Below are 13,382 nucleotides of genomic sequence, written 5' to 3' on the forward strand. Positions count from 1 at the left end.
CATCCTGAGCCAGGATCAAACTCTCCGTTGAAGAAAAACAGACACAACATGCGCCCCCGGGAAAACGGGATGCACACGCTGCACAAAATTTGAAACCAGCCAAAAACACCAGACCACACCACGGGGTGGCGGGCCCGGCACATTCAACCAATTCAATACAATAAATTGGTATCAACAAACTTGGCACACTATTGAGTTCTCAAACAACAGACACATTCGAATACTCGTCGAAACAATTCATTTCAATGAATTCTTTTATTTCGCTTTTCTTCGCTGCGATGTTTACAGCTTATTTCATTCATTTCCACTTTGCAAATTCGCGATTTTCATCCGAATTTCACTCTGTGGAGCGAATCCGCCCAGCAGAATTGAAGCAATTTTCATTATCCGCGCCTAGCGCATGAAGAATTGCTTCTCATTTGTGGGGGTTTGTCTCCGCTCAGCGGCGGCGACTCAGAAAACAATACACGCTCCTCCCCGGCCGTGCAAATCAGCCAGGAAGGAGCGTGCAGCGTGCGTTCTCAGTACGGACCAGCAGCGGATCAGGGCGCCGCGACCTCCACCGTTGCCAGGTTCTTCTTGCCCCGACGCAGGAGCAGGTAGCGCCCGTGCAGCAACTGGCTGGCCGCGATAACGGCGTCGGGGTCGGAGACCTTCGCGTTGTTCACGTAGGCCCCGCCCTCCCCCACGGTGCGGCGGGCGGCGGACTTGCTCTCGGACAGGCCGGAGGCCACGAGCAGTTCGATGATGCCCAGACCGCCGGCGTCCACGGTGGCGGACGGCAGCTCGGAGGTGGCAGCCTTCAGGGTCGCTTCATCCAGCACGGTCAGATCGCCGTTGCCGAACACCGCCGCCGACGCCGCAATGACCTTTTCCGTGGCGTCAACACCGTGGACAAGAGAGGTCACCTCGTATGCCAGTTTCCGCTGGCCCTCGCGAGCGAACGGCCGTTCGGCGACTGCCAGCTCCAGTGCCTCGATCTCCGCACGGGTCAGGAACGTGAAGACCTTGAGGCGGGCCGCGACGTCGGCATCTGCCGTGTTGAGCCAGAACTGGTAGAAGGCGTACGGGCTGCACATCGCCGGATCCAGCCAGATCGCGTTGCCCTCGCTCTTGCCGAACTTGGTGCCGTCAGAGTTGGTGATGAGCGGCGTTCCCAGGGCATGGACGTGCTTGCCCTCAACCTTCCGGATGAGTTCGGTGCCGCTGGTGAGGTTGCCCCACTGGTCCGAGCCGCCGGTCTGCAAGGCGCAGCCGTAGTCGCGGAACAACTGGAGGTAGTCCATGCCCTGCAGGATCTGGTAGCTGAATTCGGTGTAGCTGATGCCTTCATCCGAGCCAAGGCGGGACGCGACGGCATCCTTGCGGAGCATGGTCCCGACCCGGAAGTGCTTGCCGATGTCGCGCAGGAAGTCGATGGCGCTCAGCGGCGCCGTCCAATCCAGGTTGTTGACCATCCGGGCGGCGTTGTCGCCCTCGAAGCTCAGGAAGCGGCGGACCTGCGCCTGCAGGTAGCCCACCCACTCCGAGACGGTGTCCTTGGTGTTAAGGGTGCGTTCCGCCGTCGGACGCGGATCCCCGATCAGCCCCGTGGAGCCGCCGACCAGGCCGAGCGGCTTGTGGCCGGCCAGCTGGATCCGGCGCATGAGCAGCAGCTGGACGAGGTTGCCCAGGTGCAGGCTCGGCGCGGTCGGATCGAAGCCGCAGTAATACGTCACAGGCTCGCCGGCGAGGAGCTTCTCGAGCTCCGCCTCATCCGTGGAGACGTGGACAAGGCCGCGCCATTTCAGCTCCTGCCAGATATTGGCGAAGCTGGGGTCGTTCTGCTGGGCATCGAGATTATTTAGCTGGGACACGGAATCTAAGGTAGCAGGATCAGCACATCCGCATCGCAGGTGACGCCCTGCCGACCGCTGTCTCCCCGCCGCCGTCCGGCAGCCGTACAACGCGGCGGCCGGAACGGGCCTACTCCTCGATGCCGGCGGGGACGCCGGAGGCGGCGATGAGCCTCAGGCGTTGCGTGGGCCTGGTCATGGCCACATAGAGGTCGCCCACCCGGCCGTGCTCATGGTTGAGCATGTCCGTCGGTTCAAGGACCACGACGCCGTCGAACTCCAGTCCCTTTGCCTCGCGGGGGCTGATAACCACGATGTCCTGCGCGTAGCTTCCCGCACCGGTCCCCACGCGGTGCCCGTACACGGCCCGGAGTGCAGCGCTGGCTTCCGGGAGAAGCTCGCCGTCGGCAATGACCGCCAGCAGGCCACCTTCGATCGCGTCCAGTTCCTCCGGCAGTACCTCGACGAGCTTCCTGACAATCTGGCTCTGGTCCACGCGGTCGATCACCGGCGCCCAGCGTCCTTCCCTGACTGCCTTCGGCGCGGAAACCACCAGGCCGGCCGCATTGGCCATCCGGGCGGCCGCCTCGGCGATCTGCGACGGCGTGCGGTAGTTGACGGTAAGTTCCTCGAGCTGCCAGCGGTCGCCGAACATGGGGGCCAGCGCGCTGTGCCAAGAGTTGGCGCCGGCGACTGAACTCGTCTGGGCGATGTCGCCGACGATCGTGAACGACTTCAGCGGGCAACGGCGGACGAGCAGCCGCCACTGCATGGGCGACAACTCCTGCGCCTCGTCCACCACAATGTGCCCGAACGCCCAGCTGCGGTCCGTGGTGGCACGCTCGGCAGCGGTCAGCCGCGTCTCGCGCTCCTGGTTCTGGTCCACGAGGTCTTCGGCGGTGACGAGGACATCCACCCCGGCGGTTTCCATGTTGACCAGAGTCTGCTTGGCGTTGGCGAGATCGCGGGCGCGGTCCTGTTCCTGCTGAGCCAGTCCCCGGCCGGCGGCGGCATCAAGCTCGCCGAGCAATTCGGCGGCCTCGTCGAGCAACGGGACGTCGGACTCCGTCCACGGCGAACCGGCCGGGCGGAGCAGCAGGGCGCGTTCCTCCGGGGTGAGGTTCGGGGTGCATGCCTCGAGAATGGCCGGCTTGCTCAGCAACTCGCCCACGAGCTTCTCCGGGGTCATGGGCATCCAGCACAGGTTCAGCGCGATCCGGACATCCCGGGCGGACCGGACATCCTCCGCCAGGTAGGAACGGTCGGCGTTGTTGCCGATGTTGCCGGCTTCCACCAGCTCCGTCATCTGTTCGGTCAGTTCGCGGAGCAGAATCTTGACGAAGGAGACGCGGGCCTCGTTGTGCGGCTTGCCCGTGGCCCGTGCCCTCTCCTTGGCGCGGCGGACCTGCCGCGGCGTCAGGATCAGCTTGCGCCCGTCGACCTCCAGGACGCGGTTTCCGGCCGGGAGGCGCTGCCGGTTGGCGACGGCGTTGGCCACCACGTCGGCCATGTCCAGCCGGCCCTTGATGGCAGCCACGGCAGAGTCCGGCTCGGCGACGGCGGTGATGCCCGGCATAAGCCGGCCAAGGCTCGCCATCACGACGCCGGTCTCACCCAGCGAGGGCAGCACACGTTCGATGTACTTCATGAAGGACGACGTCGGCCCCACCAGCAGGACGCCGGCGCTCTTTAGCCGGTCCCGGTGCGTGTAGAGCAGGTAGGCCGCGCGGTGCAGTGCGACGGCGGTCTTGCCAGTGCCCGGTCCGCCCTGGACCACGAGCGCGCCGGAGATGGAGGAACGGATGATCCGGTCCTGCTCGGACTGGATGGTGCCGACGATGTCCGACATCCGGCCGGTCCGCTTGGAATTCAGGGCAGCCAGCAGGGCGCCTTCGCCCTGGAGGGAGTCGTTGTCGGCGAGCATGTCGGCGTCGAGCACGTCATCCTCGATCGCCTTGACCTCGCGGCCCTGCAGGATCAAGTGACGGCGGCGACGAACGCCCTGCCGGTCAAAAGCCGTGGCCTGGTAGAAATGGCCGGCCTCGGGCGCCCGCCAGTCCACCATGAGCCGCTGCAGGTCCTCGGTGGTCAGCCCGATGCGGCCGATGTACTGGGCCTCCCCGGAGTCCAGGTCCAGGCGGCCGAAGACGAGGCGGTCATCGACGGCGTCGAGCTGGGCGAGGCGGTCCTCGTACAGGGCCGCGAAGGCATCGCGTTCGGAGACGTTTTGCATGGTGCCCACGGCACCGGCACGGCGCACCTGGGCCAGCTGGGTGCGCTTCTCTGCCCGCAACTCATCGAGCCGGGCGTAAAGTCCGGCCACATAGTCGCGTTCATGGGCCAAATCAGCGTCGTGCATCGAACGTTCCCCTATCGAAAAAGACAGACCCACCATTCTACAGCCATTTCGGCAGACTCAGCTTTCGCCGGTCTGTCGAACAATGCCAAGGCAGTCTTCGTCAGGGAATTCTACCGACACGTCCCGAATGGTCCAGCCCCGGACCTCCCGTTAGAGCCGTAACAAGGATCGGACGTTGTGGCCGGTCAGGGCCGCGCGACCGCCAAGATCGTCCAGTTCCATGACCACGCCGACGCCGGCCACGTGGATGCCGCAGCGCTCAAACAGCCGTGCCGCGGCGCCGAGCGTACCGCCGGTGGCGAGGACGTCGTCGAGGATCAGCACGCGGCTCCCGGGCGCCAGATCGGTCCTATGCAGCTCGAGGGTGGCGGTGCCGTATTCCAGGGCGTAGTCCTCGGAGACGACCTCGCGCGGCAGCTTGCCCGCCTTCCGGACGGTGATGACGCCGGTGCCGGTGGCATACGCGGCAGCGGCGGCAAGAAGGAAGCCGCGGGCTTCCACCCCGGCGACGGCGTCGAACTGGCCCTTGAACGACTCAACGAGGGCGTCGACTACCGCCTTCAGTGCCGCCCCGTCGGCGAACACCGGGGTCAGGTCCTTGAAGCTGATTCCGGGTTGGGGGTAGTCCGGGATGGTGGCGCAGAGGCTGTTGATCAGCTCGCCCGCGGGCTTTGCTGGCTTGATCTGGTTCGGCTCGCTTGGATTCACCCATCCACCTTACTGGCTGGTAGCCACGCGCCGCCGGGCCTGCCCCGTGCCGGGCAACCTGGCGGTCACCGAATGTTCACCTCAGGGGTGCCGGATTCCACCGTTGCGTCCACTCCCGCGGTGATTGAATGCTCCAATGCGACACGAAATCGTCCTCTCCGGCCATGGCGTCCACGTGGTTCCGCTGGCCCCGGAGCATGCGGAAGGTCTCTTTGATTTTGTGGATTCCGGCATGTGGGCGGGCATGGCGGCGCCGATGCCCGGGACCAGCGGCGAGCTGGCGGCGCTGTTCCAGTCCCGGCTGGACGATCCTGCAACCATCCCGTTCGCTGTGACGGACGGGCGGACCGGCGCCCTCCTTGGCACGACGTCCCTGTGTGACTACGTCCCCGCCCAACAGCGCCTGGAAATCGGGGGAACGTTCTTCGGGCGTCAGTTCTGGGGCAGCCACATCAATCCCGCGAGCAAGCACATGCTCCTCGCCCACGCCTTTGAGGTACTGGAAGTCCACCGGGTGGCGTTCCGCTGCGATGCCCGCAACACCCGCAGCGCGACGGCGATCGAGCGGCTCGGCGCCCGCTTCGAGGGGATCCTGCGCGGCCACCGCGTAGCGCCCGGCGGGGGCCGCTCGGACACCGCCGTGTTCTCGATCCTCTCGCAGGAGTGGCCGCAGGTGCGCGAAGACCTCCGGCGCCGGCTTGCCCCGTTCGCTGTCGGAGCCGACGGCGCACTCCGCGCCTTCGCGGGCCCGTAGAACTCCCTACGCCCCAGGCCCTGCATCTGCACAGGAGGCGCCCCCGGCGTCGCCGCCCGGGTCCGGTGGGCGCAGGAGGTCCTGGGCGAGCCCAAAGGAGACGACGTCGAGCGCCTTTCTGAGCGCGTGCTCGGCATGGAACCGTCCGGCCGCCACAGTGCTCAGCCTGGCGTAGTCCTCCGCCCAGCCGGACCGGCGGAACCTGTCTGCGTCGCCATGCAGGAGCCGCCCGTAGAGCACGTCCTCGAAGAGGTCATGGGCATCATCCTGATCATCCGGAGCGAGTCCGGACATCAACTTCTGGCGGCCCCGGATCATCCCATCGGTGAACAAGGTGGCCGCCTGGTCTGCGCCCTCGCTTATCCGGGCGTCCGCCGCGTAATTGCACAAACGCAGGGCCCGCACCACGAGTTTGAGCGACACGTGTTCATCCGGAACGATGAATTTGCGCAGCAAGACCGCACGGAAGAGCTCGATCCAGTGCGTGCGCTCCGCCGCTGCAGCGTCGACGGAATCGACGGGTTCCGCTGGCTCCGCCGGCTCCCTCGGGACCGGGCCGCCATCTGCGGAGAACAGCTCAACCATGCGGAAGTACTCGGTGGCCAGCTGCGCAAAGATCTGCAGGCGTTCGAGCTCGCTGCTTGGCTTTCCGCGTTTTCCCTCGCCCATAATGCTTCATCATGCCCCACCGCGGGTGCCCGGCATCAGGGGTCCCTCCGGCTACGCGTTCCTGGCGTTTGGCGCTTTGGCGGCCTTGTAGCGGGACACGGTGGGGTCGCCGCTGAGCCAGAACCGCCACGGGTAGTCATGGCTGCCGCCGGCGCCGGAGACGCCGACGCGCGGACCCGAGCTGATGTCCGCAGCGGCCGCGCCCGGCGGCGTCGCGGGCAGCTCCAGCCGGAAGGGTGCAACGAGGGCGTCCCGCCCGCTGTCCGCCGTCGTCAGCCCCAGCGCGGTGGCAAGCCGGGCGGGCCCGCTTGCGAGGTCGTTGTCGGATTTCGACGTCGGGCGCCTGCTCCGGGCCAGCTCGTGTCCGGCGACAACTTCGCCGGCCCGCAGCAGCAAGGCCGACGCCGTGCCGGCGGGTCCGCAGACGATGTTGGCGCAATGGTGCATCCCGTACGTGAAATACACGTAGAGGTGGCCGGCCGGCCCGAACATCGGCGCGTTGCGCGCCGTTTCGCCGCGGAAGGTGTGGGAGCCCGGGTCAGGGTGCAGTGAATCATGCGGGCCAAGGTAGGCCTCCACTTCGGTGATCCGTACCGAGACGGAACCGTCGCGCCCGTCATGCGTCAAGACGGCTCCCAGAATCAGCGGCGCCACGTGCCGGGCGTCCGCCGAGAGCAGTTCCCGGAGCAACCCGGCCGCAACGGGCGATGCGCCGGATACCGCACCCGGCACTGTTCCCGCCCCGGACACGGCACCGGACCTGGCGGGAAGCGGGCTGGACGTCATGCTCCGACTTTAACAAACGCCCGCCGGACACTGAACCACCCGCCACGGCCGTGTCCGAATTCCGCTAGCAGGTGGTCGGCGGAGCTGGCAGGATGGGGTCATGGACTTCTGGCAGCGCTACCGGGCAATCGACGCCCGGGACACCCGATTCGACGGGCAGTTCTATACCGCTGTCCGGACCACCGGGATCTACTGCCGGCCCTCATGCCCGGCCCGGACCCCCAAAGCGGACAACGTCACGTTCTATGAAACCTCGGCCGCCGCGCACGAGGCCGGCTACCGGGCCTGCAAGCGCTGCCTGCCCGAGGCCGTGCCCGGCACGCCGGCCTGGAACGTGCGCTCGGACATCGCCGGCCGCGCCATGCGGCTCATCAACGACGGCGTGATCAACCGCGACGGCGTCGAGGGGCTGGCGGCCCGGCTGGGCTATTCCTCGCGCCAGCTCAACCGGATACTGAGCCATGAACTCGGCGCCGGCCCGCTGTCCCTCGCGCGGGCCAGCCGCGCCCAGACCGCGCGCACCCTGCTGGTCTCCACCGGAATGAAGGTCTCGGACATCGCCTTCGCCGCCGGATTCAGCAGCGTGCGCCAGTTCAACGAGACCATCGGCGAAGTCTTTGCCATGACGCCCTCCGCCCTCCGTGCCACGGCCCGGCATCACCGTGCCCCCGCTGCTACCACGGCGCTCACGCTCAACCTTCCGTACCGGGAACCGTTCAATCCCGGCGTGTTCAACTTCCTCGCCGTCCGCGCCATCCCCGGGATCGAGGAAGGCAGCTCCGGCTCCTATGCCCGGACCCTGCGGCTGGCCCACGGCGATGCCCGGTTCCGGGTGGAGTACGACGCCGGCGCGCCCGGCCGTCCGCTGGTACTGACCATCGGCGCCGTCGACCTCCGGGACCTGGCCTCCCTGCTGAGCCGGGTCCGGCGTCTGCTGGACCTCGACGCCGATCCCGTCGCCATCGACGCCGCCCTCGCGGCCGATCCCCGCCTCGCCGCCGCCGTGGCACGCACGCCGGGCATGCGGATGCCCGGCGCCGTAGACCCGCAGGAACTCCTGATCCGGGCCATGATCGGCCAACAGATCACCGTGGCTGCCGCGCGGACCGCCCTGGTCCAGCTCTCCGCGGCCGGAAGCGAGAGCCTGGTGCCCGCCGACGGTCTCCACCGGCTCTTCCCCACGGCCGCCCAGATCGCGGAAACAGGCTTCGAACTGCTCCGCGGGCCGCAACGCCGCATCGACTCGGTCCGGGCAGCGGCCGCGGCAATGGCCTCCGGGGACCTGGACTTCGGCTACGGCGATGACGTGCGCGGACTTGAGGACAAGCTCTTGCCGCTTGCCGGCGTCGGGCCGTGGACGGTGGGATACGTCGCGATGCGGGTCATCGGGGCCCCGGACGTGTTCCTGGCCAACGACGCCGCGGTCCGCAATGGCATCCGGTCGCTCACTCAGGCCACAGACGGCACCACTCCTTCCCCCGATTTCCGTGAGGTGAGTCCGTGGCGCTCCTACGCCACGATGCACCTTTGGCGCGCGGCAGCTGCTGCCCAGGCCGCGGCGCGCACAGCATCTCCTACCCGGTCGCAGTGACCGCCGCAGACTCCGAAGAAAGCGAAACCATGAAAGCCCAGTTGTTGACCATGTCCACCCCGGACGGTCCTTTCACCATCATTGCCCGCGACGGCGCCGTGCTGTCATCCGGCTGGACCGCCGTTCCCGGCGAGCTGACCGGTCAGATCCACGCGGACCTGCTGCCGGCCGAATTCGAGACCGTTACCGGCCTCGGCGCCATCTCCGAGGCGGTGGAGGCGTTCTACTCCGGCGATCCGGAACCGGCCATGGGCGTGCCGGTGCTGCAGAAATCCGGTCCCTTCCGCAGCCACGCCTGGGACGTGCTCCGCACCGTCGCACCGGGACGCCCTGTGACCTACACGGAGTATGCGGAGCTTTCCGGCAACGCCAAGGCCGTCCGCGCAGCGGCCAGTGCCTGCGCCTTCAATGCGGCGGCCCTGTTTGTTCCCTGCCACCGGGTCATCCGGACCGACGGGACCCTGGGTGGCTTCCGCTGGGGGCTGGCCGTCAAGGGCAGCCTACTGGACCGGGAACGCGAACTGGCCCTGACGGCGTCGCGGCCGTAGGGCTGCAGGCCCCGGGAGCGCCGCCTGGCGAAAGGCAGGCCCCGCTCAGTTGTTGACGGGCACGCCCGCGGGCCAAGGCAGCAGCTCCGGAAGGTCCACGCCGTCGGCCGCTGCCGTGGCGCGCAGGCTCCCGAGGCTCGGGGTGCGGCCGGCCAGCCAGGCGGCGATATCGGTCAGCATGCCGCTGATGACGGTGGATTTCCCCCCGCTGCCAATGGCCCGGTCGGGCAACCCGAGCGGCTGCAGCACGAAACGCTGGCCGTCCGGGACCCTGGCGGAGAGGAAGTCGAAGAGGTGCTCGCAGAAGGGCCGGCTCCAGGTTTCCGGTCCGCGCCCGGTGCCGAGGTCCGTGGCATGGATGACGAGTTCTCGCCACAGCGCCAGTCCGCCGTCAAGGGCCACTCCCCCGCGGTAGGCAATGGGCGCACGCCAGCCGGCCGCGTCGAGGGAATCGAAGGCGCGCAGAGCCCGTTCCAGCGACGAGGCGAGGTCGGCACGGTGCTCCGCGAGGCTGTGGCCGGCCGCCATTTCGATGGCACGGGTGCGCCCCTCGAAACCGCCGTCATAGAGCTCGATTTCTTCGCCGCGGGCGGCATGTTCGAGCTGGCGGGCCATCGCGTTGGCGATGCCGCAGATGTGCGCCAGCACGTGCCCGCGGGTCCAGCCCGGCAGCTCGGACGGCGCCTTGATGTCCTGTTCCGAGAGCGAAGCGGCAATACCCGTCACGGTGTCGGCGGCCCGGTGCAGTTCTTCCCGAAGCTTTTCTGGTGTGATTGCGGTCATGGCGCCCATCCTAACGGAGCCACCGGATTAGCAGCGATTAACTGAGCCGGGTCAGGTCAGCGGGTCGGGTAGCGGTGCCGGATGTGCCGGCGGTCGTGCCGTGCCTGCCAGAATTCGATCTCCCGCGGACGCACCGCGTAGAGCTGCCAGTTGGGGTTCTCAGTGCCGTCCGCCCCGGGCCGGGCGTGCCAGTCCGCGGCCGAGGCCGCGGCGGACAGCGCCACGACGTCCCCTGCCACCCGCACCTGGCGCCCCTGCGGCTGCCAGAAGAAGTTCAGCGCCGCGTGCGGGTTGGCCGTGAGTTCGTGTCCCTTCCGGGACTCCCGGGACGTGGCGAAGTGCCAGCCGTCGGCGTCGATGTCCTTCAGGATCAGCATGCGCGAGGACGGCCGGCCGTCGGCGTCGGCCGTGGCCAGGCTGCAGGCGTTGGGTTGCGGCACCCCGGCCTCGAGGGCTTCGGCGAGCCACTGCCGGAAGAGTTCGGCGGGATCTGCGGGGGCGGCGGCCGGATCAAACTCCGGGAGGACATCGGGGAAATCGGGCAGGGCACGCAGGTACTGGCGGAAGGATTCGCTCATGCACCCACCTTAAGCGCCGCGAGTTGGCACTTCACGGCAGTGTTTTCGAAAAACATTGCCGCGAAATGCCAACTCGGTGGTAGACGCCCGGGTGGCGAGAGTTGCTACCCCGCGTACTCCCGCACGCCGGCCAGCTCGTCTTCAAGGGCCAGCAGCTGGCGCTCGACGGCGGCCGGTGCCGTGCCGCCCTGGGAGTTGCGGCTGTTGAGCGAACCCTCCGTGGACAGGACCGTACGGACCTCCGGCGTCAGGTGCTCCGAGATGGCGGCGTATTCCTCGTCCGTCAGGTCCCAGAGCTCGACGCCGCGGCTTTCGGCTTGCTTCACCGCGGCACCGGAGAGCTCGTGCGCCTCGCGGAACGGAACACCCTGCCGAACCAGCCATTCGGCAATGTCCGTGGCCAGCGCGAAGCCCTGGGGGGCCAGCGCTTCCATCCGTTCGGTGTTGAACTTCAGGGTCGCGATCATGCCGGAGACGGCCGGAAGCAGCACTTCCAGGGTGTCGGCGGCGTCGAAGACCGGCTCCTTGTCTTCCTGCAGGTCGCGGTTGTACGCGAGCGGCAGGCCCTTGAGCGTCGCCAGCAGGCCCGTCAGGTTGCCGATCAGCCGGCCGGCCTTACCGCGCGCGAGCTCGGCGACGTCCGGGTTCTTCTTCTGCGGCATGATCGAGGAGCCGGTGGAATAGGAATCATGCAGGGTGACGAAGGAGAACTCCTTCGTGGCCCACAGGATCACTTCCTCCGAGACCCGGGACAAGTCCACCCCGATCATGGCCGTGATCCAGGCGAACTCAGCGAAGACATCGCGGGAGGCGGTGCCGTCGATCGAGTTGTGCGTGGCGGAGAAGAAGCCCAGTTCCGCGGCAACGGCTTCGGGGTCCAGGCCCAGCGAGGAGCCGGCGAGGGCGCCCGAGCCATAGGGCGAAACCCCGGCGCGCTTGTCCCAGTCGGCCAGCCGCTGCACATCGCGCAGCAGCGCCCAGGCGTGGGCCAGCAGGTGGTGGCTGAGCAGCACCGGCTGGGCATGCTGGAGGTGGGTGCGGCCGGGCATGGCCACACCACGGTGGGCCTTGGCCTGGTCCACGAGAGCATCGATCGTGGCGAGCACGCCGCGCGCGATGATCCGGGCGTGGTCCCGCAGGAACATCCGGCCCAGGGTGGCCACCTGGTCGTTGCGGGACCGGCCGGCGCGGAGCTTGCCGCCGAGCTGGGTCCCGGCGCGCTCGATCAGGCCGCGCTCCAGGGAACCATGCACGTCCTCATCGGACTCGGCCGGCGTATAGGCCCCCGAGGCGACGTCCTCATCCAGCCGCGTCAGGGCGGCCAGCATGCCCTCGAGCTCGGCGTCGTCCAGCAGCCCGGCCTTGTGCAGCACGCGGGCGTGCGCCTTGGACCCGGCGATGTCGTAGCGGGCAAGCCGCCAGTCAAAGTGTGTGGACTTGCTCAGCGCTGCGAGGGCGTCCGCGGGGCCGCCGGCGAACCGGCCGCCCCACAGCGCTCCCGTGTTGGTGGCTTCGGACTTGGTGGTTTCCTGCTCAGCCACAGGGGCTACTTTCCGGCGACGCGGATGTCGCGGCCGGAAGCAACCTTGGCGGACATGCCCCACAGCTCGATGAAGCCACGCGCCATCGACTGGTCGAAGGTGTCGCCGGTGTCGTAGGTGGCGAGGTCGAAGTCGTAGAGCGAGGTCTCGGAGCGGCGTCCGTTGACGATCGCCTGGCCACCGTGCAGGACCATGCGGATGTCGCCGGAGACGTAGCGCTGGGTGTCTTCGATGAAGGCGTCGAGCGAGCGCTTGAGCGGGGAGAACCACTGGCCGTCGTAGACCAACTCGGCCCAGCGCTGGCCGACGGTGGCCTTGAAGCGGGCCTGCTCGCGCTCGATCGTGATGTCCTCGAGGTGCTTGTGTGCGGTGATCAGCGCCATGGCGCCGGGGGCCTCGTAGATTTCGCGGGACTTGATGCCCACCAGGCGGTCCTCGACGACGTCGATCCGGCCGACGCCCTGGGCACCGGCCCGGCGGTTGAGTTCCTTGATGGCCTGCAGCGGGGTGACCTTGACGCCGTCGATCGCGACCGGCACGCCGGCCTCGAAGGAGATGGTGACTTCATCCGGCGCCGGCGGGAATTCCGGGGTGGCGGTGTAGTCGTAGATGTCCTTGGTGGGGGCGTTCCAGATGTCCTCAAGGTAGCCGGTTTCGACGGCGCGGCCCCAGACGTTCTGGTCGATCGAGTACGGGTTCTTCTTGGTGGTCTCGATCGGCAGTCCCTTCTCCTCCGCGAAGGCGATGGCCTTGTCTCGGGTCAGGGCGAGGTCGCGGACCGGGGCGATGCACTTCAGGTCCGGGCCGAGGGTCTGGATGCCGACCTCGAAGCGGACCTGGTCGTTGCCCTTGCCGGTGCAGCCGTGGGCCACGGTGGTGGCACCGAATTCACGGGCGGCCTTGACCAGGTGCTTGACGATCACCGGGCGGGAGATGGCGGAGACCAGCGGGTAGTGGCCCTGGTAGAGGGCGTTGGCCTTCAGCGTGGGGACGCAGTACTCGTTGGCGAACTCGTCGCTGGCGTCGGCCACGTAGGCCTCGACGGCGCCGCAGCCCAACGCGCGCTGGCGGATGGTTTCCAGGGATTCGCCGCCCTGTCCGACGTCGACGGCCACGGCGATGACCTCGGCGCCGGTGGCTTCACCGATCCAGCCGATGGCTACGGAAGTATCCAGGCCGCCGGAGTAGGCCAGAACAATACGCTCAGTCACTTGAAATGCTCCTTAGTTG

Annotated in this window: 12 protein-coding genes; 3 read left to right on the forward strand and 9 right to left on the reverse strand. The window is 67.8% G+C overall.

Annotated features, from left to right (window positions below; all coding sequences use genetic code 11):
• Positions 1–542 precede the first annotated feature (542 nt).
• The 3 genes from tyrS to ABD243_RS03985 all read right to left on the reverse strand — a co-directional run bounded on the left by tyrS (position 543) and on the right by ABD243_RS03985 (position 4,902).
• Positions 543–1,856 (reverse strand): tyrosine--tRNA ligase, encoded by a 1,314-nt coding sequence (tyrS, locus tag ABD243_RS03975; protein ID WP_344362344.1) that lies wholly within the window; start codon positions 1,854–1,856, stop codon positions 543–545.
• Between the two features lie 109 nt (positions 1,857–1,965).
• The gene (locus ABD243_RS03980) at positions 1,966–4,194 is read right to left on the reverse strand and encodes a HelD family protein (RefSeq protein WP_344362347.1); all 2,229 of its coding nucleotides are present in this window, start codon (positions 4,192–4,194) and stop codon (positions 1,966–1,968) included.
• Positions 4,195–4,344: 150 nt separating this feature from the next.
• A complete protein-coding gene (locus ABD243_RS03985; RefSeq protein ID WP_344362349.1) occupies positions 4,345–4,902 on the reverse strand; it encodes an adenine phosphoribosyltransferase in 558 nt (185 codons plus the stop codon).
• A gap of 136 nt (positions 4,903–5,038) precedes the next feature.
• Here ABD243_RS03985 and ABD243_RS03990 point away from each other — a divergent pair, with 136 nt between their 5' ends.
• Entirely contained in the window at positions 5,039–5,656 is a 618-nt protein-coding gene (locus tag ABD243_RS03990; RefSeq protein WP_344362352.1) for a GNAT family N-acetyltransferase, read from the forward strand.
• Between the two features lie 6 nt (positions 5,657–5,662).
• On the opposite strand, the gene ABD243_RS03995 is transcribed toward ABD243_RS03990, so the two are convergent.
• Positions 5,663–6,325 carry a hypothetical protein gene (locus ABD243_RS03995; RefSeq protein ID WP_344362355.1) on the reverse strand — a complete coding sequence of 221 codons (663 nt, stop codon included), beginning with the start codon at positions 6,323–6,325 and terminating at the stop codon, positions 5,663–5,665.
• A gap of 51 nt (positions 6,326–6,376) precedes the next feature.
• Positions 6,377–7,111, reverse strand: coding sequence for a DNA-3-methyladenine glycosylase (locus ABD243_RS04000; RefSeq protein WP_344362357.1), 735 nt, complete (start codon positions 7,109–7,111; stop codon positions 6,377–6,379).
• Between the two features lie 100 nt (positions 7,112–7,211).
• Here ABD243_RS04000 and ABD243_RS04005 point away from each other — a divergent pair, with 100 nt between their 5' ends.
• Positions 7,212–8,702, forward strand: a complete 1,491-nt coding sequence (locus ABD243_RS04005) for an AlkA N-terminal domain-containing protein (protein ID WP_344362359.1) — start codon at positions 7,212–7,214, stop codon at positions 8,700–8,702.
• Between the two features lie 29 nt (positions 8,703–8,731).
• On the forward strand, positions 8,732–9,250 hold the full coding sequence (locus tag ABD243_RS04010) for a methylated-DNA--[protein]-cysteine S-methyltransferase (RefSeq protein WP_116767758.1): 519 nt from the start codon (positions 8,732–8,734) through the stop codon (positions 9,248–9,250).
• Positions 9,251–9,295: 45 nt separating this feature from the next.
• On the opposite strand, the gene ABD243_RS04015 is transcribed toward ABD243_RS04010, so the two are convergent.
• The 4 genes from ABD243_RS04015 to ABD243_RS04030 all read right to left on the reverse strand — a co-directional run bounded on the left by ABD243_RS04015 (position 9,296) and on the right by ABD243_RS04030 (position 13,363).
• A complete protein-coding gene (locus ABD243_RS04015) occupies positions 9,296–10,033 on the reverse strand; it encodes a maleylpyruvate isomerase family mycothiol-dependent enzyme (protein ID WP_344362361.1) in 738 nt (245 codons plus the stop codon).
• 56 nt (positions 10,034–10,089) lie between these two features.
• Positions 10,090–10,611, reverse strand: a complete 522-nt coding sequence (locus ABD243_RS04020) for a pyridoxine/pyridoxamine 5'-phosphate oxidase (protein ID WP_344362363.1) — start codon at positions 10,609–10,611, stop codon at positions 10,090–10,092.
• Between the two features lie 104 nt (positions 10,612–10,715).
• Positions 10,716–12,152, reverse strand: a complete 1,437-nt coding sequence (gene argH, locus ABD243_RS04025; protein WP_344362366.1) for an argininosuccinate lyase — start codon at positions 12,150–12,152, stop codon at positions 10,716–10,718.
• 5 nt (positions 12,153–12,157) lie between these two features.
• Entirely contained in the window at positions 12,158–13,363 is a 1,206-nt protein-coding gene (locus tag ABD243_RS04030; protein WP_091249950.1) for an argininosuccinate synthase, read from the reverse strand.
• Between the last annotated feature and the right edge of the window lie 19 nt (positions 13,364–13,382).

The organism is Arthrobacter humicola (genome assembly GCF_039531445.1).
Classification (GTDB): Bacteria; Actinomycetota; Actinomycetes; order Actinomycetales; family Micrococcaceae; genus Arthrobacter; species Arthrobacter humicola.

Coding starts and splice junctions, on each gene's coding strand:
- ABD243_RS04000 (WP_344362357.1), bottom strand. CDS start 7,111: ATGACGTCCAGCCCGCTTCCCGCCAGGTCCGGTGCCGTGTCCGGGGCG.
- ABD243_RS03995 (WP_344362355.1), bottom strand. CDS start 6,325: ATGGGCGAGGGAAAACGCGGAAAGCCAAGCAGCGAGCTCGAACGCCTG.
- ABD243_RS03980 (WP_344362347.1), bottom strand. CDS start 4,194: ATGCACGACGCTGATTTGGCCCATGAACGCGACTATGTGGCCGGACTT.
- ABD243_RS04005 (WP_344362359.1), top strand. CDS start 7,212: ATGGACTTCTGGCAGCGCTACCGGGCAATCGACGCCCGGGACACCCGA.
- ABD243_RS03990 (WP_344362352.1), top strand. CDS start 5,039: ATGCGACACGAAATCGTCCTCTCCGGCCATGGCGTCCACGTGGTTCCG.
- ABD243_RS04015 (WP_344362361.1), bottom strand. CDS start 10,033: ATGACCGCAATCACACCAGAAAAGCTTCGGGAAGAACTGCACCGGGCC.
- ABD243_RS04020 (WP_344362363.1), bottom strand. CDS start 10,611: ATGAGCGAATCCTTCCGCCAGTACCTGCGTGCCCTGCCCGATTTCCCC.
- ABD243_RS04010 (WP_116767758.1), top strand. CDS start 8,732: ATGAAAGCCCAGTTGTTGACCATGTCCACCCCGGACGGTCCTTTCACC.